Origin of the sequence: Ktedonosporobacter rubrisoli (assembly GCF_004208415.1) — a bacterium.
GTDB lineage: Bacteria > Chloroflexota > Ktedonobacteria > Ktedonobacterales > Ktedonobacteraceae > Ktedonosporobacter > Ktedonosporobacter rubrisoli.
Genome location: NZ_CP035758.1, coordinates 2,215,492 through 2,227,994, shown reverse-complemented (window position 1 = coordinate 2,227,994; position 12,503 = coordinate 2,215,492). Strand labels below are relative to the sequence as shown.

The window sequence follows — 12,503 nt, the reverse complement described above, 5'->3', positions numbered from 1 at the left end:
AAGTGCATTTGCCGACGTTCTACAAGAAAAACGGCTTCTCGCTGCTAAAATCGTTTTCACGAAACTCGCTATTTAAGCGAGGCGGCTATCTGTATACTGCCCTATCATTAAGGAACGGCGCATATAGTCTATAGCAAGCATTATATGCCTATTTGCGCTCAATAGCAAGGTCAGGGCGCTTCTCTTCCGCAACGCGCTCTTGACAAACCGCAGCTCGGCTGTTTACCCTTTCTGCAGTAGCGCTTCTCAATCTCTGGCTATATTTATGCTAAGTAAGAAATCGTTTTCGTACCAGGTGGCCCACTCTACCCTTATTTTCTCAATTTTGGACAAAGGAGCATGATGCATGAACCAAACGGTACCTTTACCTCGTCGCCCGTTAGGCAAGACCGGCCTGGAAGTAACTTCTATTTGTATTGGTTGCGCTTCGCTAGGCAACATGCCTGAAACTTTCACCTATTCTGTTGCCGAAGAGCAAGCGCTTGAAACATTGCGCGCCTTCTTTAAGAGCCCGATTAATTTTTTTGATACAGCTGCTTCATACGGAGATGGGGAAAGCGAACGGCGCATAGGCATGGCTTTGCGCGAACTTGGTGGCTTGCCCCCGGGCATTGTGCTCTCCAGCAAAGCCGATCGCGACCTGCACACCGGCGAGTTCAGCGGTCCCCAAATGAGGCGCAGCGTAGAGCGTAGTTTACGCCTGCTGGGTCTGGAGCAGATTCAGCTACTATTTTTGCACGATCCAGAGCACATCACTTTTGAGGAGGCGATGGCGCCAGGCGGGCCAGTCGAGACGCTGCAGCGTTGCCAGGAGGAAGGTTTGATTGCGCATCTGGGCGTGGCGGGCGGCCCCATTGCTATGATGACGCGCTTTGTGCAAACAGGCCTTTTCAGCGTAGCTATCTCTCATAATCGCTATATCCTCCTCAATACCGAGGCCGCTCCCTTCTGGGATGTGTGCCAGCAACATGGTGTGGCCGCGATCAACGCTGCTCCCTATGGTAGTGGGATGCTGGCTAAGGGGCCGAGCGCTTACCCCCGCTACATGTATAGCGAGGCTCCGGCCGATCTGCTTGAACGAGCCAGACGATTGGAGGCAATTTGTCAGCGCTACGGGGTTCCGCTGGCTGCGGCAGCCTTGCAATTCTCGCTGCGCGATCCGCGCATTGCCTCAACAGTCGTCGGCCTCTCACACCCCAGAAGGCTTGCCGAGACGCTCAACCTGGCCCAACTTTCGCTGCCGGAGGAAATATGGGCTGAGCTTGCCGAGGTTTGAGGATATTTAGCTGATTTTGCTCTACCATCTGTCACAATTCCTCGTTGCGTTCCGTCTTTTTTAGGACAAAGGTAACCCGGCCGGTGTGCCTCCCCTGGCACATTTCTGCCTCTTACACCGACTGGGTGGCCGGTCAAGATCAAGCAGCACGACGAACAACGGGTGAGGTCGCCGTCCAGTCATAAGAGCACTACTGATGCGCAAGTCATGGCTTCACTCTAGCAAAGAAGGAATTTTATGGGCAAAAAACCGTTTCGCTTCGGTATTGTCACTGCCAGTGGCAATTCATCTCGTTCGGCATGGATCGCTCTGGCACGGAGAGCAGAGGAGCTGGGCTATGCAACTCTTCATCTGCCCGATAGTACGCCAACAGCAGCGCTCACCTCAATGGCGGTAGCCGCCACAGCCACCACTACCTTGCGTGTTGGGAGCTTCGTATTTGTGAATGATTATCGCAATCCAGCGTTGCTCGCCAGAGAGATAGCAACCCTGGATCAACTCTCCGAGCGCCTCCTGTATCGCTTTGTGGAACCGTTCCGTCAAGATGCTGTACTAATCCCCAATCCTTCGCTTGGAGTGGCTGAGCAGGTTCCTATGCAAAAAGCGATCTGGCTCCTGGTTCGTCCCTGGGAAGATCTGAAAGCAGAGGAACAATTAGATCTCTCTGCCTTGTGTCAGGCGAGCCCAGAACTCTGCGCCTTACATGATCTGGCTCAATCCTTTGGACATCTCCTACGCAAGCGTGAGGGGCAGCGGCTAGATGACTGGATGAAACAGGTAAAAGAAAGCCATTTCCGCCACATCAAGCGTTTTTCCGCAGGATTGCAGCGAGACTACGAGGAAGTCATGGCAGGACTCACCCTTCCCCAAAGCAATGGAGTCGTCGAAGGGAAAGTCAATAAATTGAAACTGATTAAGCGCATGGGGTACGGTCGTGCATCGTTCCCATTGCTGCGCCAACGGGTACTGCATGCTCTGTAGGATGAAAGGAAACCTATGCTAGCTCTCTACCATCAATATCCGCTTGACATGCGCGGAGAAGTCCTTTATCCTCTCAACACCTTAAAATACCTTTACCCTGACATCTATGAGCGCGAGATCCTGAAATATCAGGATCATCCAAATCGGGAAGACCTTCCTAAACGTGTCATCCCCCTTCTCAACTGCCTCTGGAATGATGTGGTGCAATGTAGCCCAATCCACCCTCATCTGGTGTACCTGGCCCTGCGTGAACGTGGTTTTCCAGTTCAACCAGATCGTGCCTTTTGGCAAATTCCTCTCTCAGCGCTTGCTGATGTCCCAATAGCTGTTGTTGGATATCCCAGAAACCCTCTTGGTCAGGAACACGCCCACTGGCTTGATCGTAGCACCTATTGCGAACTGGATGCTGTGCCAGCAGAAACGCTGGCGTGGTACGATTACCTTGCCCAGCAAAAAAAGCTGGTTGGGATCTTTCAGGGGATTCCCCACGTGATGGTACAAGGACCCATATCGGTTCTTCATGCACGTAAGATTCACTGGGGAGAGCTGCCGATGTAGCTCCTCTGGACGTCTTTAACATTGGACTTTTGAGAGATCTTTTGATTGCCAGATATGCCGCTTACAGCAAGCAGCCTGAATCACCAAAAGTGGGCCAGATCCATCAGGCTAGTCCTTTCTCTTGACGCATTTCACGTCCAAGGACAGGCTTGAGAAGCCAGTTGAAAGCTGCCTCTGAAAGTGGTATTACTCGGCTTTTGATGGATATGCGTGACTTTGGCGCAGTTTTTGACAGAAATGTTTCCATCGGTCCATCTCTACAAAGATGAGCTGTTTTGTTAGTTCCTGGATGGGCTACGAGGACTGCAATTGGTTCAAATATGGTTCTTACGCAACCGAGCTTCTTCAAAAGGAAATCGCTCCACTATGATATACTCTGACTGGAAGCTGCAAATTGAGTTCTTCCGTAGGAGACCGATTGTTGGAACATCTCTCCTTGAAATGGTCAAGGAGGGTATTTGTATGCCTCGATAAGTTGCTCACTTTTCAGGAGATCATGAAATGGATATCCAGATGCCTCCCCAACAAACCATCCGCGAAGGTTCTCTTTCCCAGAAGATCGTTGAACCTTCGCACCTCTATGATCCTTTGCTGGTCTTGCTCAAAGTCAAACTCCGTCTCAACAATTGGTGGATCATGACAGGATGTGGAATAGTTGCGATTCTTGTGATAGTGCTTCTCCTTGCCACCAATGGGTGGCATACGAGCTTTTTTTCTTCACCTCTCCAAGCCCTTGCTTTATCTGCTATTTTCCTCACTTTTGCCGGAACGTACCTCTCTCTGCCCGACGCTGCGGCAGACCTCTTCAACCACCTCTGGGCACATAAGGTCATTGACGATGGTCATACAGATCTCCCAGGATCGCTCTCGTATCCGGAGTTTGTGCAGAAGCAAGTCCGCTGGATGCATTCCCGCTGGTGGGCCGTACTGGCGATATTGGCCGCCACAGCCAATCCACTCTTTTTCTTTTTCGTTCATCCTATCTGGATAGGTATTCCTTTGTGGTTTACAGTCAGTGGCAACTTCATTAGCTTCGTCGGAGACTATGCCGCACTTCTTGTCATTGCATGGCTCGCGATGATAGCCATTACCACCCAGCGCTTGTTTCGTGCCTTCACCATTCGGGTCAAACCTTTGCATCCGGATGGCTCTGGAGGACTTGGCCTCTTTAACCGTTTCATGTGGACAACTCTCCCCTTGATGCTCATATTAGGCTGCGGCATAGCTGGTTGGGGAAGCATTCTTTCGCAGGGGGTCGATAGAATCATTCTTGTGGGTGACATTTTGTTGTATCTGCTTGTAGCTACGCTGCTTCTGGAAACCTGGCTCATCTTACCTCATCGAGCGATGGAACAAGCTCGTAATAAGCTCTTACACCCTCTCACCGCTGAGTATGAGCGCGCTCTTGATGAGACAATGTTGGGGGATCTGGGTGATACGGCAGCGATAAACGAAGGGACAGAGCGGCTAAGTGCACTGCAAAAACGCTACAAGCAAATTCACGACAGCTTCCCCACATGGCCGAGTGAGATCATGCAGTTGCGTGGCCTGGTGACTCTCTTGATCTTGCCTGTCCTCCTCGCGCTCCTCCCATTGCTTCTCAGTTTGTTCACCAAGCAATAGAAGAAGTCTGGACACCGCCTCTTCATTGAAATTGAAGAAGCTCGGTTGCGTAAGAACCAGGATATGGTTAAAAGCTGTAAAGGATTCTGTTTGGACAAATTCGAGCGGACGACTCAATTGTTTTTGATAATTCGATAACGATACTATTGGCACCAATTATGAATCAAAAATGCGTAAGGCTCCCATCTCGAATTAGCCATTTTAGCTCTGCTATCCGGTCTGTCATTGACCGATAAAAAGTCAAGTTCGGACAATGAGATTGGCAAACCACCCAACCTTAAGTCTAATGCTATGTTTATTGGAGGAATTTTCCATGAGAGTTTTTGTTACTGGCGCAACAGGATTCGTTGGCTCAGCGGTTGTCAGCGAACTTCTCGCCGCAGGGCATCAGGTCGTCGGCCTTACCCGCTCGGATAATGGTGCCAGGGCACTGGAGGAATCTGGGGCCGAGGTGCATCATGGTACCCTTGACGATCTCGGCAGCCTGCGCACCGCAGCGGCGGCGGTGGATGGCATCATTCACCTGGCATTTGGGCAAAACCTCCCGGACTTCGCGGCTGCGCTTACCACCGATCTACACGCCGTCGAGACGATGGGCAAGGCGCTCGAAGGTACAGGTAAGCCGTTCGTGATCACCGCTCATCTAAATGGGGAGGCATCGGATAACACAGTGCTCTCCCTAGCTGGAGTGCGAGCATCGATCGTCACGCTCTCCCCGTTCGTGCATGGCAAGGGCGACAAGCGCGGCTTCATGCCTAGACTGATCAGCATCGCCCGCGAGAGGGGCACATCTGCCTACGTCGGCGACGGATCTAACCGCTGGCCGGCCATCCATCGCCTCGATGCGGCGCGCCTGTTTCGCCTGGCCCTGGAAAGCGGCCCGGGGGGCTCACAGCTTCAAGGAGTTGGCGAGGAGGGAGTGCCATTCCGCGACATTGCCAGCGTCATCGGCCGGCACCTGAACCTGCCTGTGGTCAGCCTTTCCCCCAAAGAGGCAGACGCCCATTTTAGCTCTCTTAGCTCTCTCAGCGCCCTGGTAGCGCTCGACCTCCCGAGGTCTTCAGCACAGACCCAGGAACTTTTGGGGTGGCGACCTTTGCACCTGGGACTTCTCGCGGACCTTGAAGAGCACTACTTCAACAACTGATTTGGAACGCAAGATTACCTCTCATGACGATCAAAAGTGTGAGGAGGATGCTTGAAGCGCGTACAAGCCAGTTGACGTTACAATTCGTGCTGGCTATACTTTGCTTGTGGAAGGTGCTGACTGAAGATTGAAAAATATGTATAAATCTAAAACTCCCGAAACCTCAGCAGCATCCTTCACGGCAAGGAGTAAGTGAGCAAGCAGTTAGCAAATAAGTTGACTATGGAAACCTGGCCATAGTCGAGATTGGATCGAGGCAGTGCCAGATAATGCTCAAGACGCTGCTGAAATGCCTGAAAGCGCGAGAGAAGAGAACAAAGAAAGATAGTGACGAAACGAACGCTAGCTTTTTGGTTCGCTTTCCTATGTTGGGGAGGCGCATATGTGGCAGCGCGCTATCTTCTTACTTCGGAAAAGAATGGCGTTGCGCTTAGCCCTCTCCTGCTGGCTGCTCTACGTTTCAGTATCGCCTCTCTCTTTTTCCTCTTTCCTCTGTGGAGAGCCTTAAAACAGCGCCATGTTACCTTGCGTGCTTTGCTAGTTATGGCCTTGCTTGGGCAGCTAGCGTTTTCTCTCTACTATTGGCTGCAATATATTGGTATACAAGAGACGGATGCTAGTATCTCTGCCGTTCTGGGCATCGGCCTCATTCCCATCTTCACAGCCTTGCTAGCCCGCATTACTGGTAAGGAACGGTGGGGATGGCTATTTCTGATGTGTTTGATTCTGGGATTTCTTGGAGTAGCTCTTGTTGGTTTTCAGAAGCCGCCTGCACTGCACCCTGGCTTCTTTCTCGGGGTTCTCTGCCTTGTAGTCAATACGTTCCTCTTTGCCCTCTATACTCATTTGAGCAAACAATGGATGCAAGAAGACATTCCACCCGTGGTGATGACCGCAGGCACAATGATAAGTGGCGCAATTGGTCTCCTCTTCCTCTCCTTACTTCATCCATCCGACTGGCGCGTAATCATCTATTTAAGCAAGGTGCAATGGGCAGCCATACTTTTTCTCGCCGTTGGTTGCTCAGCTCTCGCATATTTTGCGTATAATGCCGCGCTGAGCCAGATGGATGCATCAAGAGTGACTATCTACTTCTACTTTGAGCCAGTTATCTCCATTGTCCTGGCTATCGTCCTGTTAGGAGAACAGCTTACATGGCAGACTGTTGTAGGAGCGGTTGCTATTAGCGGAGCTGTTATTGTGGCTCACGCAATAGGAAGGCAGATGCATAGTAATCGCTGAGCTTTTTACCTAGCAATTTTACTTCATAACGATCCCCGTACTTTTCTGCTAGCTTTGTATGAAGAAACTTGATTGACAAATACAGATCTTCTTCAAGCCCCACGTAGGCAGAGCACAGTATAAATGAGGCCCAGGAGAGCTACTACTACATGCATTCCCAGCCAAATATTGTTCAGCCGTATATGCATCAAGACAGGATAATGTTTTCTATGTTTCTCTTCTGCTGCCTGATAACTTTGATTTACAACTGACTCTGGATCAAGTTGTCCACGTACCTCTTTCGCGCGCATGTTGTGATACTGTGAACGTTCATAGAGTTTTGAGCTAGCGGCAATACCATAGATTCCTATGATGATAAGCCAGAGGGTAAGTGGGAGCAATCTAGGAGAAAAACCCAGCAGAGCAAGGGCGATCTGGCATGCAGTGGCAAGAATAAGATTAAGCGCTGCAATAATGTGACGCTTATCTTCAGCTTTGTGGGCATGCTTCCAATCTTCTTGCAGAGTCGCTAAAAGTAACTGTTTATCATCCAAGAAGCGCCCCTCATGATAGATATCTGCCAGATGATTTTAGCTCAGCAATAAGCCTTATTATCTGGCAGCCATACCAACGAGCACTATAGAACTTTATTGTCCACATTTTACGCAAAAATTTCTGGATGTTGAGCTTTGAGGAGATCAGCCCCTAATGCTGCAACCTCTTGTGACTTGCCATACTTTGTCGCCTGAAGATCGACATAAAGGAGATGAATACGGTTGACATTAACGTGGGACTTGATTTCACTAGCAACATTTAAGGCGTCTTGCGCTAATTTAGTTGCCAATGGATAATCCCCCGTATCAAACCACGCCCTTGCTTGAAGATAGCTACTATAGGCATAGCGCCTTTTTCTTCCTACACCTACCGGAACCAGGCTAACCTCTTGAAGGGCATTCTCAGAGGATCGTAACATCTTTGCCGGAACACCAATCCACGAGGAGGCTCGATTGAGCTGATATCCTTCCGTATTAAACTTGATAAAATGGGGATCTGGCTCCTTTTTTGCAGCATCTAAGAGAGAGCCGGCCTTATCAAGCATCTTAAACGCTTCTAAGAAGTCTGTTTTATCGGTCGCAGCATGGGCCAGGACGTGGCCTAAAGAAGCTCTTATTCCCCCTTCTAAAAGCACCGAGGATGAGTTGAAAGTGAGAGCTTTACTGAGGTCATTACTTGCCGCTACCAGATCTCCTTGTTCATGGTATGTCAGCCCTCGCCTCCACAATACGAGAGATTTTACTTCATTATCATTTAAGCTTTTGGCAATGGCATAAGCCTTGTTCTGATACGTGAGTGACTGGTCATACTGGCTATGATCTCTAAATATCCCTGCGATAAATTGTTGAAAATCACATAAGAGAAGGAGCAACTCTTTCTGCCGCTGGCCAGTTGCATAGGGAAGCTCGTCGTGAATGTCGTAGATCACTCCCATGACATTCTCAAGCATATTTCCTATGCCCACAGTATGATTTTTCTGTTTAAATTTTTGTAGCCTGGCTCTTGCAGCGGGAACATTCACCCTGTTTGTTTCTACTCCCTCAAGAGAAAGCCCGGCTCCCCCCAACGCATCAAGACCGAAAGTAGCAAATGAGATATCTAGAAGGCGCGCTAAGACGTAACGACGTTTTGGACTCTTCGGAACTTTATTGTATTCTTCCCACATGCGTATTGTATCCTCGCTTATCTGTTCACTATGGAAGAACCTACCGTACAAAGCCGCTAAATCGCGGCGCGTCCAACCCTTTGCTTTCCTTGCCTCCAGAATGAGCGCCCCTAAAGACGCTTGCACATCAGAGGATGCTTGGTTCGCCCCTTGCATAACAACTTCTCCTCTATATTGTAGGGCAGTATTCAAGATGTATGATATACCAAGCTGCCTACGCCTGTCTACTGAGCAAATTTTTTATAAAAAACAAAAAAAGCTCAGACAGGCGTAGTATCCTCATTCTAGAAACAAGTACTTTGAAGCTTTACACACCTCCTTTGCTTGTCGTATTAAGTATGGCATTAGAAGTTACATTATGTCAAGGAATTGCACATGAAAAGTGAAGTAGCAAGGCTCAAACAACAAATCACACTGGAATGTGAGGCTATGAAGCATGCTGTGAGTGGCTATGCTATAACGGGCAAACACGAAATGATTCAGCACAAATATAATCAGCTTGGAACTTCGCAAGGTCAGCTCGCCCAGATCGTGGGAGAGCAGCGAGCGGCAGAGATAGTAGCTAGCATCTATGTAGAGACAATGGAATAAAGGTTCCTCTCAGGATGGCATGGTCAATTTAGGGATAGTATGTGAAGCATGTTTTTAGTGATTGGAAGGGATGGTAATGCACCTATTTCGCTTCTTCAGACGATCCAGGGTACAGAATGTGCCAACCCATTGGGAGCCGGGTCCGCTCCCTCTCACCTCCGTCAAGGGTGGGCGACGCTGGCGAGAAGATATTCCCTACGCGCTTCCCAAAGATCTGCAGGAAAAGGACCGCTTGCACTATCAACATTATGTCTTTAAGACCCTCTTAGGTGGCAATTATCACGCTCCGCTTGAGCGCGTTGGCGATATGCTGGATGTCGGCTGTGGGCCGGGCTACTGGATGCTTGAGATGGCCCGGCAATTCCCTCAGGCGCGCATCTGTGGGCTCGACACCGAATTTGCTCTGCCCCACGGACCCGTTGCTTCCAATTGTCGCTTTGTTCAAGGCAATATTCTTCACGGGCTACCCTTTGCTGAAGAGAGCTTTGATTATACCCATCAACGCCTCTTAGTGGCGGCGCTTCCGGCGCAAGCCTGGCCCTGGGAGATCAAGGAGCTGTTGCGCGTAACGCGTTCTGGTGGCTGGGTAGAGCTTGTGGAAGCCGGGGATGGATTTAGCAATCCAGGGCCACAAACAGAGCGCTTCCTTGGCTGGGTACGCGAGGCGTTGAGAGCACGTGGTATAGATCCATCAGCCATTGCCCAGATTGGGCGCTGGTTAGAGGAGGCAGGAGCCCATCAAGTCTTCTTTCGCACAATCCCATGCCCGCTAGGTTCCTGGGCTGGGCACGAGGGAGAGTTGTGGGGCAAGGATGTCTTTGCAGGCTTTCACGCGGTAAAAGGACTGGTCAGTGCACAACTCGGTATCCCCCTCCAGGAGATCGAGTTAGCTCTGGCCAAAGTTCCCCAGGAGTGGGCGAAGTATCACACAAGCAATAACATCTATGTCGCATATGGAAAGAAATAAGTGGACGGAGGGAAGTTACATGATTTCATTGGAGGATCTACGAGCCTGGGCGGAGCAAGAGCTTGAACAGGCGCAGCAAAGCAGTACTTGTGTCCACAGCGAAACCTACCTTACCGCTCTGGCAGCAATTGCAGAAGTTAGCGGACGTAGGGGAGATGCTAATGATGTTCTCCTGGCTCTTGTTCAGTGGGCCAGGGCAAGAGGAGAAATGAAAAACGCAGCATTCATAAAGATTCGCCAGAAGATCCAGGCAAGCTGTAGTTGGGTCATCTGGAGGCGGAAAAGAGAGATGTATGTGCCTCTGGGAGAGGAAGGGATCTTTAACAGCCTCTACGAAGCCTGGAACCGTACCTATGAGCTTTGGGAGCAGACCGGAGGGCATTATCTTGTGGCGTTAGAAGGGGGAAGGTTTGAGAGGGAAATGTTAGTACGAAGTGAGACAGGAGGTGTGTGGTGAGAGATTTACCGCTTGAAAATGTTTTGCGGGGACTTAACGATGTCGAACGCGAGTGGAAACTATACGAAGATGAGATTATTAGAAGGGCGCAGCAGCAAGCTGTAGTTGAGCTCCTCTATAATGAGGTGCTCAAACTGTACAAGGATTGTATTGAGCTCATGGGGCAGCTTGAGAAAGGGGAAACTGTGTCCCAGGAGTGGTGCAAGAGGAAAGATGCCTTAATGATGAGGCTTCAAGAGTATAGTATATAGAAAAGCAGGAGGGTAGTAGTGTTATTTGTTTGTGATGTTGATGGAACGATTGCCGGAACACTTGATTGGACACAAGAGGAGGTCAGAGAAACGCTTGCGCGTATGTGCAAAGAACAATTAGGACTTTCTTTTTCTCTGGAAGGTGTATGCAGTGGGAAGGCTTTAATGCAGCTCCCTGAAGTACTTTCCTATCGTCAAGCTCATGAGGATAGGTGGCGGGCGCTTATCCATCAGTATCGTAGCTCGATTGAGGGAATGCGTGATGCCAGGCCCATGCCCAAAGCTGTAAGTGGAATGCAGCAATTAGCGCAGGTGGGAGCTGTGCGCTATTACACCATTAGAAAAAGTGATACGGATGCTCAACTCAACCAGAGTATACAGGAGACAACGAGAGCCTGGTTAGCCGAGAATAAGTTTCCTTACCCCGATGACGTGGTGTTTTGCCAGAGCTTTATTCATAAATTAGCCAGCGTGGCCAGGGAAGAGGAGGAGCAGATAGCCTTTATCGATGATTGTTGGCAGGAGTTGCTTGAGGCATACACCTTGATTGCAGCTGGAGAATACCCAAAAATTGCACATATTGCGGAGGATCTCAAACGGCGCCTGGTTATTGTCGCTTTCGGGGCAAGTGAGATAGCTGCGCGACACGGCGATCTGCGCGTAGTTCCTTTGCCATCATGGGAAAATGCCGGTAATCTACTTCACTCGTTCGAAGTTTATCCAGTCTGATGAAAGGAAGCTTGATCATGCAAACTCTTACAAGAAGCCAGGAAATGTTACAGAGAATCCAGTGCTGGGACCATTGGAAAGAAGTTGGCAGAGTAGCGCAGAAAGAGTATGGAGTTTCAGAAGAGGATTATCAACGCCTACTTCCAGAATATCAAAAGTTTCTAGCTCTCATTGCAAACTATCGCGTTGGCATGTTGAGCAAAGATATTGACAGGCTGTGGCATGCCCACATTTTAAGGGCGAGCCCTTAACAATCCCTATTTTGTAAAATGGAAAGCTCCCCTCTCGGGTTCCTCTTCTATGACTATATGAAGCTTCCAACTCCTGCTGGGTTCTTCTTTCCTTTTTGACGTACGCCGCGCCTTTCGTGCGAACATGACACACGGCTTGTTCCAATCCCTGCCGGGTCCCTCTTTCCCTTTTGACATTCCTATGAAGCTGGTCCCGAAACGTTGCTCATGCTGTTACAATCCCTACCGGGTCCCTCTTCCCCCTTTGACGAGTAAAGTTCTCATGTCCAACAAGATTCATATCATTGGGTTACAATCCCTGCCGGGTTCCTCTTTCCCTTCTGACTTTAGATGACCTGTGTCGGAGGTTGAAGCCCTCCGAAAGTTACAATCCCTGCCGGGTTCTTCTTCCCCTTCTGACGTCAAGGGCACCGATGTCGTACCACTCTATTACTTATGTTACAATCCCTGCCGGCTCCTCTTTCCCTTCTGACTCAAATTGCTGCACGCATATGTGGCGGGAAAAACTACTGTTCCAATCCTTGCCGGGTTCTTCTTTCCCTTCTGACCCGCTTTCGCCAAGCGCTCCGCCGCTTTAAGCGATGTTCCAATCCCTGCCGGGCTCCTCTTTCCCTTCCGACCTTGCGTGGTACTTCAGTAGGAGATGTGATCCAGGAGTTACAATCCCTGCCGGGCTCCTCTTTCCCTTCTGACATAAGCAGCCACGCGGACGGGTCTTTACAGTGACGATC

The 12,503-nt window shown here is 49.8% G+C and carries 14 protein-coding genes and 1 pseudogene; 13 read left to right on the top strand and 2 right to left on the bottom strand.

All coding sequences use genetic code 11. The features are described 5' to 3' along the window. Positions 1–346 precede the first annotated feature (346 nt). The 7 genes and pseudogenes from EPA93_RS10245 (at position 347) to EPA93_RS10220 (ending at position 6,827) form a co-directional block, all read left to right on the top strand. The gene (locus EPA93_RS10245; protein WP_129887086.1) at positions 347–1,276 is read left to right on the top strand and encodes an aldo/keto reductase; all 930 of its coding nucleotides are present in this window, start codon (positions 347–349) and stop codon (positions 1,274–1,276) included. 237 nt (positions 1,277–1,513) lie between these two features. Beyond that, positions 1,514–1,771, top strand: a pseudogene (locus EPA93_RS49605) (LLM class flavin-dependent oxidoreductase); the annotation flags it as partial. 99 nt (positions 1,772–1,870) lie between these two features. Further along, positions 1,871–2,257: a transposase gene (locus EPA93_RS49600; RefSeq protein ID WP_242527493.1), complete on the top strand. Its 387-nt coding sequence runs from the start codon at positions 1,871–1,873 to the stop codon at positions 2,255–2,257. A gap of 15 nt (positions 2,258–2,272) precedes the next feature. Beyond that, positions 2,273–2,815, top strand: coding sequence for a hypothetical protein (locus tag EPA93_RS10235; RefSeq protein WP_129887083.1), 543 nt, complete (start codon positions 2,273–2,275; stop codon positions 2,813–2,815). A gap of 501 nt (positions 2,816–3,316) precedes the next feature. Continuing rightward, the gene (locus EPA93_RS10230) at positions 3,317–4,438 is read left to right on the top strand and encodes a hypothetical protein (protein ID WP_129887081.1); all 1,122 of its coding nucleotides are present in this window, start codon (positions 3,317–3,319) and stop codon (positions 4,436–4,438) included. A 313-nt stretch (positions 4,439–4,751) separates the two neighbouring features. After that, the gene (locus EPA93_RS10225; RefSeq protein ID WP_129887079.1) at positions 4,752–5,585 is read left to right on the top strand and encodes an SDR family oxidoreductase; all 834 of its coding nucleotides are present in this window, start codon (positions 4,752–4,754) and stop codon (positions 5,583–5,585) included. A 327-nt stretch (positions 5,586–5,912) separates the two neighbouring features. Then, on the top strand, positions 5,913–6,827 hold the full coding sequence (locus tag EPA93_RS10220; protein WP_277988795.1) for a DMT family transporter: 915 nt from the start codon (positions 5,913–5,915) through the stop codon (positions 6,825–6,827). Positions 6,828–6,919: 92 nt separating this feature from the next. On the opposite strand, the gene EPA93_RS10215 is transcribed toward EPA93_RS10220, so the two are convergent. Next, positions 6,920–7,360, bottom strand: a complete 441-nt coding sequence (locus EPA93_RS10215) for a hypothetical protein (protein WP_129887075.1) — start codon at positions 7,358–7,360, stop codon at positions 6,920–6,922. Positions 7,361–7,467: 107 nt separating this feature from the next. Beyond that, positions 7,468–8,526 carry a hypothetical protein gene (locus tag EPA93_RS10210; RefSeq protein ID WP_129887073.1) on the bottom strand — a complete coding sequence of 353 codons (1,059 nt, stop codon included), beginning with the start codon at positions 8,524–8,526 and terminating at the stop codon, positions 7,468–7,470. Positions 8,527–8,901: 375 nt separating this feature from the next. Here EPA93_RS10210 and EPA93_RS10205 point away from each other — a divergent pair, with 375 nt between their 5' ends. From EPA93_RS10205 to EPA93_RS10180, 6 genes are all read left to right on the top strand, one after another. Then, positions 8,902–9,117: a hypothetical protein gene (locus tag EPA93_RS10205; RefSeq protein WP_129887071.1), complete on the top strand. Its 216-nt coding sequence runs from the start codon at positions 8,902–8,904 to the stop codon at positions 9,115–9,117. A gap of 76 nt (positions 9,118–9,193) precedes the next feature. Beyond that, positions 9,194–10,084, top strand: coding sequence for a class I SAM-dependent methyltransferase (locus EPA93_RS10200; protein WP_165423008.1), 891 nt, complete (start codon positions 9,194–9,196; stop codon positions 10,082–10,084). Positions 10,085–10,103: 19 nt separating this feature from the next. Continuing rightward, entirely contained in the window at positions 10,104–10,541 is a 438-nt protein-coding gene (locus tag EPA93_RS10195) for a hypothetical protein (protein ID WP_129887067.1), read from the top strand. Then, on the top strand, positions 10,538–10,792 hold the full coding sequence (locus EPA93_RS10190) for a hypothetical protein (RefSeq protein WP_129887065.1): 255 nt from the start codon (positions 10,538–10,540) through the stop codon (positions 10,790–10,792). Before EPA93_RS10195 ends, EPA93_RS10190 begins: the two co-directional genes overlap by 4 nt. 18 nt (positions 10,793–10,810) lie before the next feature. Continuing rightward, positions 10,811–11,521 (top strand): hypothetical protein, encoded by a 711-nt coding sequence (locus tag EPA93_RS10185; RefSeq protein ID WP_129887063.1) that lies wholly within the window; start codon positions 10,811–10,813, stop codon positions 11,519–11,521. Positions 11,522–11,565: 44 nt separating this feature from the next. Further along, positions 11,566–11,772, top strand: coding sequence for a glycine-rich domain-containing protein (locus EPA93_RS10180; protein WP_129887061.1), 207 nt, complete (start codon positions 11,566–11,568; stop codon positions 11,770–11,772). Positions 11,773–12,503 lie beyond the last annotated feature (731 nt).